Raw genomic sequence first — 14,741 nt, forward strand, 5'->3', positions numbered from 1 at the left:
CCTCAGTCCACCCCGAAGACCTTCTCCAGGTACGCCGCCACGCCGTCCTCGGTGTTCGCCGTCGTCACGTCGTCGGCGACCGCCAGGACGGCGCGGTGCGCGTTGGCGACCGCCACGCCACGACCGGCCCAGGTCAGCATCGGGACGTCGTTGGGCATGTCACCGAAGGCCAGCACGTCCGCCGCGGCCACCCCGAGTTGGTCGCAGTACCAGGCCAGCCCCGCCGCCTTGGTCACCCCGGCCGCGGAGATCTCCACGAGCCCGGAGGAGGACGAGTGCGTGGCCTCGGCCAACCCCGCCACCGCCGTGGCGATCAGCTCGGCGAAGGCATCCGGGTCCTGCTCGCCCGCTCGGGCGAGGAGCTTCACGGCCGGCGCCGAGAGCAACTCCTCCGGCGTCGCGATCGGCCGGATGCCGTTGGCGTCGGCGTCCCAGCGCAGCGGGTAGTGCGCCTCGTGCCGCATCTCCCGGCTGTCCAGGATCTCCACAGCGAAGCTGATCCCGGGCACCTCGGCCCGTAGCCTCCGGGCCACCTCGGCCAGGTGGTGCGGGGCGAGCGGGTCCGCCCGCACCACCTCGTCCTCGAACGGGTCGTAGACCACGGCGCCGTTGGCGCAGACCGCCGGCAGCGGTCGGGCGAGCTGGTCGTACACCATCTTGAGCCAGCGGACCGGACGGCCGGTGACCAGGACGACCGGCGTGCCTCGCGCGGAGATCCGCGCGAGCAGGTCGGCGGTGCGAGGGCTGACGGTGTGGTCGTCGCGGATCAGCGTGCCGTCGATGTCGGTGGCGATGAGGCGGGGCGTGTCTCCCATTACCGGGACAGTAGCCGGTCCAGGTACACCGCCACCCCGTCGTCGTCGTTGCGCAAGGTCACCTCGTCGGCGACGGCGCGCAGCGTGGGGTGCGCGTTGGCCACGGCCACCCGCGACCAGCCGGCCCACTCGAACATTGGCAGGTCGTTGGGCATGTCACCGAAGACCAGCACGTCGGCCGGGTCGACCCCGAGGGTCTGCGCCACCACTGTCAGCCCGGTCGCCTTGTCGACGCCGGGCGGGCAGATCTCGATGAAGCCGAGCCCGGCCTGGGTGAGCGTGGCGACCTGCGGCGGGACGATCCGGCGGGCCACCGCCAGCAACTCGTCCACGTGGTGGTCGGCGGTCCGGGCGAACGCTTTGATCACGTCGCAGGCGAGGCACTCGTCGCGCGTGCGCGCCTCGAAATGGTCCTGGTAGGGCCAGTTCTCGTGGTAGTCGCCCCACAGCGGGGCGTCGTGCTCGTCGGACGCCTCGACCATCACGGTCAGCGGGCCGACCTCCGCCTCCAGGTCGGCGAGGAGCCGGGCCAGCACCTCGGCGGGCAGCCGCTCGTCGCGCAGCACCACCGGGCCGGTCGGGTCGCTCTGATCGACCACCCGGCCACCGCCGGCCATCACCAGGAAGTCGGCGGCGCGGATGTCGTTGCGGGTCAACTCGGTCAACCGAGGGCCGCGTCCGGTCGCGCCGACCACCGGAATCCCGGCGGCGCGCACCCGGTCGAGCACCCCATGGGTGTACGCGGAGACGGTGTCATCGCTGCGGACCAGCGTCCCGTCGAGGTCGGTCGCGATCAACTTGGGCAGTCCCGGGCGGGTCATGGTTCCTCCTTCGCCCGCCGCCGTCGCACCTGCCACGGCCAAGGAAACCGAGGCCCGGGCGTGACGGCGGGCAGCAACCGTACCTCGCGGAACGGGTCGCATCCATGGCTTCCAGGCGAATCGGGCGCCAACCCCGGGCACCCACAAGATGTCCTCCACCGTCCGCGCGATCTTGCACTTTCAGTTGCCGTTTTGCGGGTTTATGCGCCCTGTGTCGGGACAGCAACCGCAAGATCGACGCGGTATGGGGTGGGGGGTCAGGAGTGGGGGTCGGGGTGGGCGAAGGGGGCGGCTGGGGTGACCGTCAGGTCGGCTGGGGCCGGGAGGCCGTCCTCGACCGGGTGGTGGTCTCGGCGGCGGCGCCAGAGGCGCGCTGCCGGGGCGTCGGCGGGACGGTCGTCGTCTGCTGGCCCGGCGAACGCGCCAGCGGGTGCGGCGGGCGCCAGCCGCAGGGCGGCGGCGAACAGCGCACAGGCGGCGAACGCCATCACCAGCCCGCGGCCGTACTCGACCTGGAAGCCATCCTGGGGCGAGTAGAAGAAGTTTCGCTGACCGGGGTTGTCGAAAGAGGCGGTGGCGGCCACCAGCAGCGCCAGCAGGGCACCGGCCACTGTGAGGCCGGCCAGCCGGGCGTTCGGCCGCACGGCCGCCGTGCCGCGCAACGCCAGCGCCACGGCGCAGACGAGGGCGAGGAGCCCAACCAGGTAGCCAACCCCGAAGCCACCGACCTCGGACACCCCGGCGGGCACCTCGATCGTCGCGTTCCCCTCGGGCCCGCCGTTCGGCAGGCTCATCACCAGCCACTCACCGACCAGCGAGGCGATCGCGGCCACCGCGCCCAGACCGGCCAGCAGCAGAGGCAGTCGCGGATCCCGCGCGAAGTCGGCCAGGGACCAACCGAAGCGGCGTCGCGGGGCCGGGTCGACGGCACCCCACTCGATCACGGCCGGGGACTCGGACCGGTCGCCCTGCCGCGGGATTGGAAGCTCCTCGGACATCGGCCACCCTTCCGCCGGTCACGGACCTGGGTCGCATCATGGCACAGCAAGCTGGTGGTGACAGGGATCGCAGGGCTGGCGAGCGCGCCGGTCTGTCGCTCGGCGGTCGCCTTTCCGCTAGCGTTTGCCTCATGCCTATCCGTACCGCTTCAGCACAATGGCAGGGCAATCTCACCGAGGGCGCGGGCACCATCCGCACCGGTAAGGGCGGCCTGTCCGGCAACTACTCCTTCAAGTCGCGCTTCGAGGAGGGTGAGGGCACCAACCCCGAGGAGCTGATCGCCGCAGCGCACGCCGGCTGCTTCTCGATGGCGTTCTCCAAGGGGCTTGCCGACGCGGGCTCCACGGCCACCTCGGTCGAGACCACCGCCAAGGTGCACCTGGACAAGACCGACGCTGGCATGACCGTGACCCGGATCGAGCTGGAGACCGTCGGCCAGGTCCCGGGGATCGACGAGGCCGAGTTCCAGAAGCTCGCCGAGGCCGCCAAGGCCAACTGCCCGATCTCCCGCCTGCTCTCGCCGGGTGCCGAGATCACCCTCAACGCCCGCCTGGCCGCCTGAGCGGGCAGACCCAGACCGTACGTCCACGGAAGGAGCCTCCGCCCGGTCCCGGGTGGTCGCTTCTTCCGTGCATGTGCGGGTGACGGCCCCGGTCGTCCAGCAGGACCGGGCCGGGTGCCCCCGCGTCGGGCACAATGGGCGAGGTGCCGGTGGAGATGAGCCGTGAGCGCTTCGAGGAGTTGGTCGGCGAAGCCCTCGACGAGGTGCCCGAAGAACTGCTCGGCCTGATGAACAACGTGGTGATCCTGGTCGAGGACGACCCGCCACCGGGCGAGGTCGACCTGCTCGGCCTCTACGAGGGGCATGCGCTCACCGAGCGCGGTTGGGACTACTCCGGCGTACTGCCCGACCGGATCTTCATCTATCGCCGTCCGATCCTGCGGATCTGCGACAACGACGAGGACGTCATCGACGAGGTGGCGGTGACAGTGGTGCACGAGATCGCCCACCACTTCGGCATCGACGACGCGCGGTTGCACGCGCTCGGCTGGGGCTGAACCCCGCCGCTCGACGCCCGCCCGCGCCACACGAACGCGCCGCGCCGCCCGGTCGATGGCCGGTGCTTGCCGAGGTCGCCTACCGTCGGTGCAGCGAACGCGACCCTATTCAGGAGGCCCTTTCATGCGCAGCGAGCTGTTCTCCGCGGAGAATCTGGAGAAGGAGTCCGCGCAGCCCGGCATGCGGTTGCAGAACTCCAAGATGTTGAAGATCGAGCTCAACGGCGAGGCGATGGCCCGGGTCGGGTCGATGGTCGCCTACCAGGGGAACGTGCAGTTCCAGGCACTGGGCTCAGGCGGGCTCGGCAAGTTCCTCAAGCAGAAGCTCACCGGCGAGGGCGTCCCGCTGATGAAGGTCTCCGGCCAGGGTGACGTCTTCCTCGCCGAGCTGGCCAAGGACGTGCACATCATCGACCTGGAGCCGGGCGACGCCCTCTCCATCAACGGCAGCAGCGTGCTCGCCTTCGACTCCACCCTCCAGTACGACATCAGGATGGTCGGCGGCGCCGGGATGGCGTCCTCGTCCGGTCTCTTCAACTGTGTGTTCAGCGGCTACGGGCGGATCGCCATCACCACCAAGGGCACCCCGGTCGTGCTGAACGTGGACGCCCCGACGTACGTCGACCCGCAGGCCGCGGTCTGCTGGTCGGCGAACCTCCAGACCGGCTACCACCGGGCCGAGCAGCTCGGCCTCGGCACACTGCTCGGCCGTCGTACCGGCGAGTCGTTCACGATGAGCTTCGCCGGTCAGGGCTTCGTGGTGGTGCAGCCGTCCGAGGAACCGCCGGTCCTGGGCAGCGGCCAGCAGCAGCAGGAGGGCGGTCTGCTCGGCGGTCTGCTGAGCTGATCGGCAGTGGCGCGGGGCGCTCCGATCTTCGGGGGCGCCCCCGCCCCGCTCAGGTCAACTCACCGGTACGCAGGCGGGCCAGCCAGGCCGCCGCGTCGGCGTAGTCGACGTCGGAGAGGCCCGCCGGCGCGGGCACCGGGCGTTCGCCCGCCTCGGCCCACCGGTGCCGGGGATAGGAGCCCAGGAAGCGGACGTCGGCACAGACCCTCCGGAGCCCCTGCAACGCCTCGCCCAGGCGTACGTCGGCCACGTGACCGGTGCAGTCCAGGAAGAAGACGTACCGGCCCAGCGCCTCGCCGGTCGGACGGGACTCGATCCGGGTCAGGTTGACCCCCCGGACGGCCAACTCCATCAGCACGGACAGCAGCGCGCCGACCCGGTCGTGGGCGATGTAGACGGCGAGCGAGGTGAGGTCGTCACCGGTCGGCGGCGGTGGCGGCCCGGGGCGGGACACCAGCGCGAACCGGGTCACCGCGTCAGGGTGATCGGCGATCTTGTCGGCAAGTGTGGTGAGTCGGTGCCGTGCGGCTCCGATCGGAGCGCAGATCGCCGCGTCGTACTCACCCGCGCCGGCACCGGCGGCGGCCGCGCCGTTGGAGAGCACGTCGACCACCACGGCGTCGGGCAGGTGGTCGCGCAGCCAGCCCCGGCACTGGGTGGACGCCTGTGGATGGGCCGCCACGGTGCGGATCGACGTCAGCGAGGTGCCGGGCCGCGCGGCGAGCACGAACTCCACCGACAGGATCACCTCCCGGGTGATCACCAACGGCTCGCCCTCGGCCATCTCGTCCAGCGTGACGCCCACCGCGCCGCCGATCGAGTTCTCCAGTGGCACCAGCGCGGCGTCGGCGTCGCCGGCGCGGACGCTGTCCAGCGCCTCTCCGACGCTGCGGGCGGGCGTACGGGTGCCGCGCTCGGCGGCGGGTACGGAGCGCAGTGCCTGCTCGGCGAAGGTGCCCTCCGGCCCGAGGAAGACGAAACGTGTCGGCGGTGTTCCCGGCATGCCGATCAGCCTACGCACCCGGCCCGATGGCCGGGCCGGCGTCGCAGGCGAGGGTGCGGATCCCGGCCGGGCTGGTGGCGCGTACTTCGATGGTGCAGACGTCCGTGCCGGCGGTGACCAGCACCGGGGCGGTGGGTTTGCCCCGGGTGACCACCTGGAGTTCCTCGTGCCCGGTCACCGCCAGCACCGTGAACTGCCAATCAGCGGCACAGAGTGGCCCGGTGCGGACCTGGACCCGGACGTTCGCCGGTAGCACTCCGGCCTGGCCACGCAACAGTTGCAGCACCCGCTGGCCGGTCGGCCCGTTGCGGCAGGCCGTCGCGACCAACCCGGCGTCCGGGGTGGGCGTGACCGTGCCGGGAGAGGGCGCGGTGGCCGGCGGGGTCGTCGGCGTGGTGCTCGGGCCGGGCGTCGTCGGGGTCGCGCTGTGGGTGGGTACGCCGTTTGGCTCCCCCAGCCCGGGTGGGGCGCCACAGCCGGCCAGCGCCGTGACGACGAGCGCCATCGGCAGGACTCGGGAGATGGTCCGCGTGGGAAGACGGTCGGCTGCCCGGCCGGGAGCCGCAGGTGGGGTGTGGATCGCCCGCGGTGCGAGGGGCGCGGGGCGGGGTGGGGTGAACGGCACGGGCCGATCCTCGGGACATCGGAGAATTCGTCGCGGCCGGGGGTGGCCGAGCCCATCGTAGGGTGAGCGGCCGGTCGGGTGAAGGTCAGCCGGTGACGCGATGCCCGGCGCGCTGGAGCGCGGCGGTGCCCTCGGCGAGCCGGACGGTCGGCACCAGCAGGTAGTCGGTGTCGAACGTGGAGAAGGTGACGGCGCTGACCCGGGCCTCGGCGAGCGGGTCGACGAGCGCGGCCAGGCTGCCGGTGGCGGCCAGCGCCACCGGGGCGGTGACCCGGAGGCAGCGCCAGGTCGTTTCCAGCACGGCCTGCGCAGGTGCCCGGTCGGCCGGGCAGATCACGGAGATCCCGTCGGAGGTCCAGCTCACCGTCACCACGTCCGCGCCGCGCAGCCCACTCGACAGCGCGTACGGCACTGTGGTGCCGGCCGGCAACCGGCACACAGCGTATTCCCCCGGCAGCAGAGCGATATCGAGCATGAGGGCACCCTACGGCCTTCGTGTGGGCCCACCCCGGCAACGCCGCCTGCGGCGAAGGACACACTCCGCCGCAGGTCAGACCTCGGAGAAGAAGGTGAGTGAGCCGGCGACGGTGCCGTCGGTGAGGACCGGGGTGGAGATCGCGTCGACTGTCGCGTCGGAGCTGTTCGCCGTGGCGGCCTGCACCCGGAGTAGTCCACGGGCGAGGCGGCCGGAGGAGAGCGCCAACAGGGGCGGGATCTTGTCGATCTCGGCTTCGGTCAGCTCGCCCCGGTTGGCGGTGAAGTCGAGCAGGCGGAGCCCGCCGTCGAGCAGCGGTCGCCCGATCAGCCTGTCCGGCTCACCGAGACAGAGCAGTTCGCAGCCGGCCGTGGAGATCGCCACCACCCGGGTGTCGGCGTCGATCAGCAGACACGGCTCGTCGGCCCGGGAGACTGTCGACGACCATTGGCCGACGTTGTCGGACTCCGGCTCTGTCGAGGCCCGCGCCGCCGGCACGAACGCTTCCGAGAGCGAAAGTTCGACGTGGGCCACCGCGCCTCCTATGTGCACCGATCGACTGTCCACGCTAGCGGGTCGCCGACGGAATCACCGAGCGCACCGGGTCACCGGGGCGCGCAGCGTGAGCCGAGGCGACCGGTGACGGCGCGGAGACCGGTGAGGTGTACGGGGGGACCGGAGCCGCGTGGCGTCGCCGGTGACGTTACCGGCGGTGGGCCGGCTTGTCAGCGGCCGTTCGGCCCTCGTCGTACCACCGGTAGTCGGCTGTTGGACGGTACGTGCCGTTCAGCCAGGTCCCGGGGTGCTGTGCGACCCGGGAAAGCTTCTCGGCGGTCGCGGGGCTGATCCGGCTGCCACCGGCCACGAGCAGCCGGTCGAGTTCCCGGTGGGTGGCCATCAGACAGTCCTTCGGAAGGCCGTAGACGCTGATCACGCCGGAGCCGACGAAGGTCAGCACCGGCGTCACCGGAACCGGTAGCCCCACCGCCTCGGAAAGGGCCTTGCTGGCCCGCTTGGCGTCCCGGCGGGACTCGGCCACGTACGGGGGCCGCTTGCCGTTGATCTGCACCACGTCGCCGGCGACGAGCACCCTGGCCCGGCCGTGGTCCGCGATGGTCACGGCGAAGAGGCCGCTCGGCCCGATGGCGAGGAACCCGGCCCGGTCGTCCTGACCGCGGTCGAGGACGTCTGTCACGTCGGTGCGCGGCCACTCGATGACGTGCCAGGCGGGCCCGAGATGGTCGAGTTGGCCCAACGCCCGTGCCCCGGCCGCCTCCAGGCGGCGTGCACCCCGCTCGGCCCGACGGCGGCGGGCCCATTCGAGTGGTGTCGGACGGGCCGGTTCGAGAACCCCCGGCGCCTCGACGCGGGGGTGAGGCACCGCGACGGGCGGCAGTGCCCGAGCGGACGGTACGGCTCGTCGTGCGGGAAAGACAGTCATCGCGACCTCCGGCAAAAGGTCCCTCGAAGTTATGTCCTCACTACCCTACGTTGCCAGTACCGGTGTTCGGCAAGCCGGAGCGCCGGAGTGACTGTGGATGAATGCCATATTCATCCACAGTTCTTTTCTCGGATGCCGCTAAACACTGCCCTACGCTGCGGGAGTGACCCACTACGTCGACAGCGAAGTCGGGCGGCTCGGCACCGTACTGCTGCACCGACCCGGCCCCGAACTGGCCCGGCTCACCCCCCGCAACAACGACTCGCTCCTGTTCGACGCGATCCCCTGGGTGGGACGCGCCCAGGAGGAGCACGACGCGTTCGCCGCCGCCCTGCGCGAGCGCGGCGTCGAGGTGCTCTACCTGGCCACCCTGCTGGCCGAGACGCTTGCCGTCGCGGACGCCCGGGCCGAACTCACCGAGCAGGTGCTGCGCTCCCGACGGCTCGGTGACACCCTGCGGGCCCGCGTGGCGGACCACCTCTCCTACCTGGACCCGGCCGCCCTGGCCGACGTGCTCACCGCCGGGCTGGCCCACGAGGAGTTGCGGATCAGCTCGGAGCGCCCGGGCGGCTTGGTCTACACGCTGATGGACCGCCACGACTTCGTCATCGACCCGTTGCCCAACCTGCTGTTCACCCGCGACTCGTCGCTGTGGATCGGCGACCGGGTCGGTGTCACCAGCCTGGCCATGCCGGCCCGCCGCCGCGAGACCACCCTGACCGACGCCATCTACCGCCACCACCCCCGGTTCGCCGGCACCGAGTTCGTCTACCGCCCCACCCTCGAGCACCTGGAGGGCGGGGACGTGCTGCTGCTCGCACCCGGGGTGCTGGCGGTCGGGGTGGGCGAGCGGACGACCCCGGCCGGCGCCGAACGCCTCGGCCGGCAGGTCTTCGCCGCCGGCCTGGCCCACACCATCCTGGTGGTGCCGATCGCCCAGAAGCGCGCCACCATGCACCTGGACACCGTGTGCACGATGGTCGACGTGGACGCCGTGCTGATGTATCCCAACATCGCGAGCGCGCTCTCCGCGTACACGGTGATCGCCGGCGCTGACGGCGAGGACCCGCGGGTGGACGGGCCGGCACCGTTCCTGCGGGCCGCCGCCGACGCGATGGACCTCGACCTGCTCCGGGTCATCGACACCGGGCTGGACCCGGTCACCGCGGAACGCGAGCAGTGGGACGACGGCAACAACACCCTCGCCCTGGCCCCCCGGCTCTGCGTCGGGTACGAGCGCAACACCGAGACCAACGCCCAACTGGAGCGGGCCGGCATCGAGGTGATCCCGATCGCCGGCTCCGAGTTGGGCTCCGGTCGCGGCGGACCGCGCTGCATGTCCTGCCCGATCACCCGCGACCCGCTGCCCGTCGCCGGCTGAAACGCGCGACGACCGGCCCGTCACCCGGCCGAGCGGGACGACAGCGTCCGGGTCAGCGCAGGGTGAGCTGGCGGCCGAGCAGACCCTGACGGGCCCGGCGGCCGGCGGCGTCGAGTGGGTCGGTGACGGTGAGCGCCTCCGCGTACCGCTTGGCGAACTGCGCCACCGGCTCCTCCCACTCGGCCGCCGGGGTGTCCTCCGGCAGGTCCCAGACCGGCACGAGTCGGCCGTGCGCGCGGAACATGCCGGCGAACTTGGTCTGCTCGCCGAGCGTCAGCGTGCCGGCCGCGCCGAGGCGGGCCAGGGCGTCCAGGGCGGCGTCCTCGTCATCCGGCAGGACCCAACGCACGTGGGCCTTCTCCGGGACCTGACACCAGTACGCGGCCTTCGCCGCGGTCAGCCGCACCGTCGGGTAGATGGCCGCGTTCGCCCGCTCCAGCGACGCCTGGACGGTCGGATCGTCGGCGGCCCCTGGGTCGAGCCAGAAGTCGAAACCGTCGTGCATGGTGATGTCCAGCGGACCGTCCACGAGGATGTCCTGCAGCCGGGGCCCGGGGCCGGGCAGTGGCGCCACGGAAACCTGACCACCCGGCTCGGCGCGCAGCGCGCTGAGCAACGCGTCGGCCAGGTCCCGGGAGACGTCGCCGGACTGCTGGTGGCGCTGGAGACCGATGAGCACCCGACCGTCCGGCTTGGTGATCGCCGGGGCGGCCATCGGCAGCACCGTGGCGAGCGTCGCCGCCCGGTCACCGAACTCCTCGACCAGGGCGGGCGCCAGCCGCAGCGGGGCGGAGGCGGCGGGCACCAACTCGCGCAGCGCGATCCACTCGGACTCGTCGACCAGCCCGTCGAACGGACGCGGCACGAAGACGTCCCGCACCTTGTCCCGACGGGGGGTGGTCTCGGCGGCGGTGCGCTGGCTCTTTCGACGCTTGCTCACGGCGTCACAGCCTAGAGCCCCGAGCGGCACGCCGTGGTCGGGACCCGCCCGAGCCGTCCTCAGCCGGCCGGCACCAGGTCGGGTCGGGGTGCCGGCACCCCGTCGAACTCCGCCCAGACGCGCTGGCCCATGCCGTCCTGCTCGACGCCCCACCGGGTGGCCAGGCCGGCCACGATGTGCAGGCCACGCCCGTCCGCGGCGTCCGGGCTGGCCGTCCGGAGTCGTGGCCCGGTGCTCGCGCCGCCGCCGTCGGTGACCCGAAGCTGGATCTGTGCGCCGTCGGCCGAGGGCCGCAGCCGCCAGGCGACCCGGATCACGCCGCCGGGCAGCGGCCGGGCGTGCCGCACCGCGTTGCCCACCAGCTCCGCGAGCACCGCGATCAGGTCCGCGAGGAGCGTCGGGGGTACGACGTCCGTCAGCTCGGCGGCGAGCCGGTGTCGGGCCAGCCGTGCCCCGCCCGGGTGGTGGGGAACCACCACGCACCAGGCTCGATCCCTCGCTGCCGCTGCCGCTGCCACCGTCGCCTCCACGTCGCGCCACCCCTGTCAACCGCGCGGTAGCCGCACCTCTGCGACCGTACCGCCGCCGGTCCTCGGACGTAGGGATACCCATCCATTCTGCTGTTCAACGATCCGGCGGACGAGATAGAGGCCGAGCCCGGCCCCCGGGTAGCCGCGACGGTCGCCGGACTCGCCCTGCCAGAACCGGTCGAATGCCCGTTCCACGTGCTCCGGTCGGATGCCGATGCCCTGGTCGCTGACCCGGAACGCCACCAGTTGGCCGTCGCCGCAGGCGGTGATCTCGATGGGCGAATCCGGTGCCGAGTACTTACCGGCGTTTGTCGTCAACTCGGTCAGCACGGTGGCCAGGCTGGGCCGGTGGCCGAGCGCCTTGGGTAGATCGCCCGGGAGGCGGAGCACCAGCCGGCGGCGCAGCTCCGCCGGCAGGTCCACGACGGCGGAGCGCAGCGCCTCACCGAGGTCGAACGGGGTGGGCGGGTCGTCGCCCGGCCCCACCTCGGCCGCCGAGCTGAGCAGACGGTCGACCAGCCGGGCCAGTTCGTTGGCGCGTTGCCCGATCACCCGGGCCGCCTGCCGTCGATCGACGTCGGTCAGCGACTCCCAGTGGTCGGTGAGGGTGTCCGCGTACCCCTTGATGACGGTGACCGGGGTGCGCAGCTCGTGGCTGGTCACCGCGACGAACAGTTCCCTGTCGTGGTCGCGGCGCTGCTGGTCGGTGATGTCGCGGAAGGTGACCACCCGCAACGTGCCCGGGCCGGGCAGATCGCCGGAGGTGATCCGCAGCCAGCGGCCGTCCGGCATCCGATGGTCCCGGACCTGCCCGGAGGGTGGCAGCGGGAACGGCAACGGGCGGCTCAGCGCCTGCTCGACCGTCCGGCCGGTGACCTGGGCGGCGGCCGGGTTCCAGAGCCGGACGCGCCCGTCCCGGTCGACGACGGCCAGCCCGTCGGCGAGGGCCGCCACCACCGGGCCGTCGCCGTGCACCGGCAGGCCACTCTGGTCGCCGTACATGTGCCCGACGCAGGACGCGAGGTAGGCGACCACCCCCTGCTGCTCGGCGCCCGGCTCGTCGTCGCCCGGATAGAGCGCGTGCAGGCTGCCGACTGTGTGACCGCCGATCTCGGCCCGGGAGACCACCATCCGGCGCAGCCCGCTGCCGGCCAGTTCACCGGCCAGCTTGCCGTTGAGGTCACCCACCCGCACCTGACGCACCCGTGGCCCGGAGAGCAGGCAGACGGTGTCCGGGTCGTCGACCGCCAGCGGTCGGCCGAGGGCCCACTCCGCGACGCCGGTCGCGGCGATCACGCGACCACCTGTCGGACCGAACTCGACGAACGCCATTCCGGTCGCGCCGAGCGCCGGCTGGGTCACCCGGAGCAGTTGGGTGAGGACCGGCAGGCCCGCGTCCCCCGAGTTGATCATCTCGATCACTACGGTGTGGCCGGCGATGAGAGCGGGGAAGTCGATTCGCTCCGGCATGTGCCGAGTCTGCCCCGCCGACAGGGTTTTGGGCACCCCCGCCCGGCGGATGGGGTCAGCGGTCCAGCCGGGCGAGGGCGTACGCCGGCCGGTCGGTGATGATCCCGTCCACCCCGGCGGCCAGCACCAGCTCCAGGTCGGTCGGTTCGTTGACCGTCCAGACGTACACCTGGTTGCCGGCCGCGCGCAGTGCGGGCAGCAACTGCGGGCGGGCCCGGACCAGGCCGATGCCCGGCCCGGCGATCCGCGTGCCGAACGGCAGCCGACCCAACCGCAGCCAGCGCGGCAACACCTCCAGCAACAGCACGGTGGGCAGCGTCGGGGCCAGCTCGCGCACCCGACGGACCGCCAGCGGGGAGAACGACATGACTGTCACCTGCACCGGGTCGTCCGGCGCGGGGTCGGCCAGCCCGTACCGGCGCAGCAGGCTGACCAGGCGCCGTTCCACGTTCGAGCCGTAGCGGGACGGGTGCTTCGTCTCCACCAGCAGCCGGACCGGCCGCCCGGCGGCGAGCACCGCGTCCAGGAGCCGGGCCAGGGTCAGCAGCCGGGTGTGCGACTCGTCCGGCGGCAGGTCGCCGTTCGGCGCGCTGCCCGGGTGCCACGAGCCGAAGTCCAGGGCGTCCAGCTCGGCGAGCGTACGCGCGCTGACCAGACCGCGACCGTTGCTGGTGCGGTCGAGTCGTCGGTCGTGCACGCAGACCAGGTGCCCGTCCCGGGTCAGCCGGACGTCGCACTCCAGGCCGTCGGCACCCTCGTCAAGGGCGCGCAGGTACGCGGCGAGGGTGTGCTCGGGTAGGTCGTACGAGGCGCCGCGGTGCGCGAAGACCAGTGGCCCGCCCATTCCGCCGGCCTCAGATGACCTGGCCGGGCTGCCCGTTCGCGTCGACCACCGGTCGGCCGACAGCAGCCCACTGGCGCATCCCGCCGTCGGCGTTGCGCACCTGCTCCCAGCCGTTGTTGATCAGGTAGGCGACGACCTGGGCGGAGCGCCCGCCGGAACGGCAGACGACCGCCACCTCCCGGTCGGTGGGCACCTCGGCCAGCCGGGCCGGCAGCTCCATCATCGGCAGGTGGTGAGCGGTGGGCGCGTGGCCGGCCGCCCACTCGTCGTCCTCCCGCACATCCAGCAGGTAGGTCTCGTCGGCGATCTCGGTCACGGGCACGGTGGGAACCTGGGGTCCGAACACAGGAAGCAACACTAGATCCTCATGGCCCGGTTCGGCACCGACCGGGCCGTCGGCACTGTCACAACCGGGTCACCCAGCGCGGGTTGGCCTGCGCCCAGGCCGGCACCCGCGTGCCGCGAAGCGCCTCGAAGAGCCCGTTGCCCCCGTTGTCCAGCACCACGTACGAGACCTCGTCGATGGTCTGCGGCGAGGAGGGCACCTGGACGCCGCGCATGCCGTCTGGCGGCAGCGCGCGCAGCGCGAGGAGCAGGTCCTCCAGGGGTACGCCGTTGGTGTCGACTGTCAACGAGCCGCCGACCGCCCGGAGCACCTGGTCCAGTTTGACGGGGTTGCTCCGCAGGTCCGCCCTGCCGGCGCTGTCCAGCATCGCCCTGAGCAACTGCTGCTGGTGGTGCTGCCTGTCGTAGTCCCCGCCGGGCAGGTCGTAGCGCTGTCGGACGTAGTCCAGTGCCTGCGCCCCGTCCATCTGGTGGCAGCCGGTGGAGAAGACACGGTTGGTGTGGATCGAGCGGACCTCGGTGTCCACGCACATCTCCACCCCACCGAGCAGGTCGATGACCTTCCGGAAGCCGGAGAAGTCGATCAGCGCGGCACCGTCGAACCGGATTCCGGTGAGTCGGTTCAGGGTGGCGGAGAGCAGTTGGGCGCCGGCCTGTCCGCCGCCGCCGTGCTCGTACGCCGCATTGATCTTGTCTTGGCCGCCGCCGAAGCCGTTCGCGGGCGGGATGGCGACCAGCAGGTCGCGCGGGATAGAGACCAGGTACGCCTCCCGCTGACCGGCGGGGACGTGCACGATGAGGATGGTGTCCGAGCGTTGGTCCGGGCCACTGTCGCCCGGGCGTCGGTCGGAGCCGACCAGGAGGTAGTTGAGCGGCCCGTCCAGGTCGGTGCGGTCGGTGCGGGCGTCGGCGTCGAGCAGTTGCTCCTTGGTCACCGTGCGGTCGTACCGGTGGCTGAGCATCTTGAGACCGGCCACGGCGAACCCCGCCAGCAGGACGAGCACCAGGCCGACACCGAGCAGGATCCGCGGCCCACGGGCGCGAGGTGACCGGGCGGGCGGGGCCGCTCCGGCCCGACCCGCTGCGTTCCGTCCCCACCTGGACGTGACCGCCTCCCCGCAGCCGATACGTGAACCCTGCTCACGT

General features: G+C 72.3%; 18 protein-coding genes. 4 read left to right on the forward strand and 14 right to left on the reverse strand.

Annotated elements, in window-relative coordinates; translation table 11 throughout:
* Window positions 1-2: 2 nt before the first annotated feature.
* From OH804_RS28545 to OH804_RS28555, 3 genes are all read right to left on the reverse strand, one after another.
* Window positions 3-815: an HAD family hydrolase gene (locus OH804_RS28545; RefSeq protein WP_196920298.1), complete on the reverse strand. Its 813-nt coding sequence runs from the start codon at window positions 813-815 to the stop codon at window positions 3-5.
* Window positions 815-1,636: an HAD family hydrolase gene (locus tag OH804_RS28550; protein WP_196920297.1), complete on the reverse strand. Its 822-nt coding sequence runs from the start codon at window positions 1,634-1,636 to the stop codon at window positions 815-817. The genes OH804_RS28545 and OH804_RS28550 overlap by 1 nt, the downstream gene beginning before the upstream one ends.
* Window positions 1,637-1,893: 257 nt before the next feature.
* Window positions 1,894-2,634: a hypothetical protein gene (locus OH804_RS28555; protein ID WP_406060648.1), complete on the reverse strand. Its 741-nt coding sequence runs from the start codon at window positions 2,632-2,634 to the stop codon at window positions 1,894-1,896.
* A 131-nt stretch (window positions 2,635-2,765) separates the two neighbouring features.
* Between OH804_RS28555 and OH804_RS28560 the strand changes: the two genes are divergently transcribed.
* The 3 genes from OH804_RS28560 to OH804_RS28570 all read left to right on the forward strand — a co-directional run bounded on the left by OH804_RS28560 (window position 2,766) and on the right by OH804_RS28570 (window position 4,541).
* Entirely contained in the window at window positions 2,766-3,197 is a 432-nt protein-coding gene (locus OH804_RS28560) for an OsmC family protein (protein ID WP_196920295.1), read from the forward strand.
* Between the two features lie 149 nt (window positions 3,198-3,346).
* Window positions 3,347-3,694, forward strand: a complete 348-nt coding sequence (locus OH804_RS28565; protein ID WP_196924705.1) for a metallopeptidase family protein — start codon at window positions 3,347-3,349, stop codon at window positions 3,692-3,694.
* Between the two features lie 124 nt (window positions 3,695-3,818).
* Window positions 3,819-4,541: an AIM24 family protein gene (locus tag OH804_RS28570; protein WP_196920294.1), complete on the forward strand. Its 723-nt coding sequence runs from the start codon at window positions 3,819-3,821 to the stop codon at window positions 4,539-4,541.
* 49 nt (window positions 4,542-4,590) lie between these two features.
* Here the strand turns inward: OH804_RS28570 and pheA are convergent, their stop codons facing one another.
* From pheA to OH804_RS28595, 5 genes are all read right to left on the reverse strand, one after another.
* Window positions 4,591-5,544 (reverse strand): prephenate dehydratase, encoded by a 954-nt coding sequence (gene pheA / locus OH804_RS28575; RefSeq protein ID WP_196920293.1) that lies wholly within the window; start codon window positions 5,542-5,544, stop codon window positions 4,591-4,593.
* A gap of 10 nt (window positions 5,545-5,554) precedes the next feature.
* A complete protein-coding gene (locus tag OH804_RS28580; protein WP_196920292.1) occupies window positions 5,555-6,049 on the reverse strand; it encodes a hypothetical protein in 495 nt (164 codons plus the stop codon).
* A gap of 205 nt (window positions 6,050-6,254) precedes the next feature.
* On the reverse strand, window positions 6,255-6,644 hold the full coding sequence (locus tag OH804_RS28585; protein ID WP_196920291.1) for an ACT domain-containing protein: 390 nt from the start codon (window positions 6,642-6,644) through the stop codon (window positions 6,255-6,257).
* Window positions 6,645-6,719: 75 nt separating this feature from the next.
* Window positions 6,720-7,178 (reverse strand): hypothetical protein, encoded by a 459-nt coding sequence (locus OH804_RS28590; RefSeq protein WP_196920290.1) that lies wholly within the window; start codon window positions 7,176-7,178, stop codon window positions 6,720-6,722.
* A gap of 169 nt (window positions 7,179-7,347) precedes the next feature.
* The gene (locus OH804_RS28595) at window positions 7,348-8,085 is read right to left on the reverse strand and encodes a hypothetical protein (protein WP_196920289.1); all 738 of its coding nucleotides are present in this window, start codon (window positions 8,083-8,085) and stop codon (window positions 7,348-7,350) included.
* 163 nt (window positions 8,086-8,248) lie between these two features.
* On the opposite strand from OH804_RS28595, the gene OH804_RS28600 reads away from it, so the two are divergent.
* Window positions 8,249-9,466 carry an arginine deiminase gene (locus OH804_RS28600; protein ID WP_196920288.1) on the forward strand — a complete coding sequence of 406 codons (1,218 nt, stop codon included), beginning with the start codon at window positions 8,249-8,251 and terminating at the stop codon, window positions 9,464-9,466.
* Between the two features lie 52 nt (window positions 9,467-9,518).
* On the opposite strand, the gene OH804_RS28605 is transcribed toward OH804_RS28600, so the two are convergent.
* The 6 genes from OH804_RS28605 to OH804_RS28630 all read right to left on the reverse strand — a co-directional run bounded on the left by OH804_RS28605 (window position 9,519) and on the right by OH804_RS28630 (window position 14,557).
* A complete protein-coding gene (locus OH804_RS28605; RefSeq protein WP_196920287.1) occupies window positions 9,519-10,406 on the reverse strand; it encodes a DUF5926 family protein in 888 nt (295 codons plus the stop codon).
* 59 nt (window positions 10,407-10,465) lie between these two features.
* Window positions 10,466-10,885, reverse strand: a complete 420-nt coding sequence (locus OH804_RS28610; RefSeq protein ID WP_406060652.1) for an ATP-binding protein — start codon at window positions 10,883-10,885, stop codon at window positions 10,466-10,468.
* 66 nt (window positions 10,886-10,951) lie between these two features.
* Window positions 10,952-12,406: an ATP-binding protein gene (locus OH804_RS28615; RefSeq protein WP_406060654.1), complete on the reverse strand. Its 1,455-nt coding sequence runs from the start codon at window positions 12,404-12,406 to the stop codon at window positions 10,952-10,954.
* Between the two features lie 55 nt (window positions 12,407-12,461).
* On the reverse strand, window positions 12,462-13,250 hold the full coding sequence (locus OH804_RS28620; RefSeq protein WP_196920284.1) for a glycerophosphodiester phosphodiesterase family protein: 789 nt from the start codon (window positions 13,248-13,250) through the stop codon (window positions 12,462-12,464).
* Between the two features lie 10 nt (window positions 13,251-13,260).
* The gene (locus OH804_RS28625; protein ID WP_030487745.1) at window positions 13,261-13,596 is read right to left on the reverse strand and encodes a rhodanese-like domain-containing protein; all 336 of its coding nucleotides are present in this window, start codon (window positions 13,594-13,596) and stop codon (window positions 13,261-13,263) included.
* 58 nt (window positions 13,597-13,654) lie between these two features.
* Window positions 13,655-14,557, reverse strand: coding sequence for an LCP family protein (locus OH804_RS28630; RefSeq protein WP_196924704.1), 903 nt, complete (start codon window positions 14,555-14,557; stop codon window positions 13,655-13,657).
* Window positions 14,558-14,741 lie beyond the last annotated feature (184 nt).

The sequence above is a fragment of the Micromonospora sp. NBC_00860 genome (genome assembly GCF_045207375.1).
Classification (GTDB): domain Bacteria; phylum Actinomycetota; class Actinomycetes; order Mycobacteriales; family Micromonosporaceae; genus Micromonospora; species Micromonospora vinacea.

What these genes read in the sequence shown, in the direction of transcription:
- OH804_RS28615 (WP_406060654.1), bottom strand. Translation starts at nt 12,406, where the DNA reads ATGCCGGAGCGAATCGACTTCCCCGCTCTCATCGCCGGCCACACCGTA.
- OH804_RS28560 (WP_196920295.1), top strand. Translation starts at nt 2,766, where the DNA reads ATGCCTATCCGTACCGCTTCAGCACAATGGCAGGGCAATCTCACCGAG.
- OH804_RS28580 (WP_196920292.1), bottom strand. Translation starts at nt 6,049, where the DNA reads ATGGCGCTCGTCGTCACGGCGCTGGCCGGCTGTGGCGCCCCACCCGGG.
- OH804_RS28630 (WP_196924704.1), bottom strand. Translation starts at nt 14,557, where the DNA reads ATGCTCAGCCACCGGTACGACCGCACGGTGACCAAGGAGCAACTGCTC.
- OH804_RS28570 (WP_196920294.1), top strand. Translation starts at nt 3,819, where the DNA reads ATGCGCAGCGAGCTGTTCTCCGCGGAGAATCTGGAGAAGGAGTCCGCG.
- OH804_RS28555 (WP_406060648.1), bottom strand. Translation starts at nt 2,634, where the DNA reads ATGTCCGAGGAGCTTCCAATCCCGCGGCAGGGCGACCGGTCCGAGTCC.
- OH804_RS28550 (WP_196920297.1), bottom strand. Translation starts at nt 1,636, where the DNA reads ATGACCCGCCCGGGACTGCCCAAGTTGATCGCGACCGACCTCGACGGG.
- pheA (WP_196920293.1), bottom strand. Translation starts at nt 5,544, where the DNA reads ATGCCGGGAACACCGCCGACACGTTTCGTCTTCCTCGGGCCGGAGGGC.
- OH804_RS28585 (WP_196920291.1), bottom strand. Translation starts at nt 6,644, where the DNA reads ATGCTCGATATCGCTCTGCTGCCGGGGGAATACGCTGTGTGCCGGTTG.
- OH804_RS28620 (WP_196920284.1), bottom strand. Translation starts at nt 13,250, where the DNA reads ATGGGCGGGCCACTGGTCTTCGCGCACCGCGGCGCCTCGTACGACCTA.
- OH804_RS28545 (WP_196920298.1), bottom strand. Translation starts at nt 815, where the DNA reads ATGGGAGACACGCCCCGCCTCATCGCCACCGACATCGACGGCACGCTG.
- OH804_RS28595 (WP_196920289.1), bottom strand. Translation starts at nt 8,085, where the DNA reads ATGACTGTCTTTCCCGCACGACGAGCCGTACCGTCCGCTCGGGCACTG.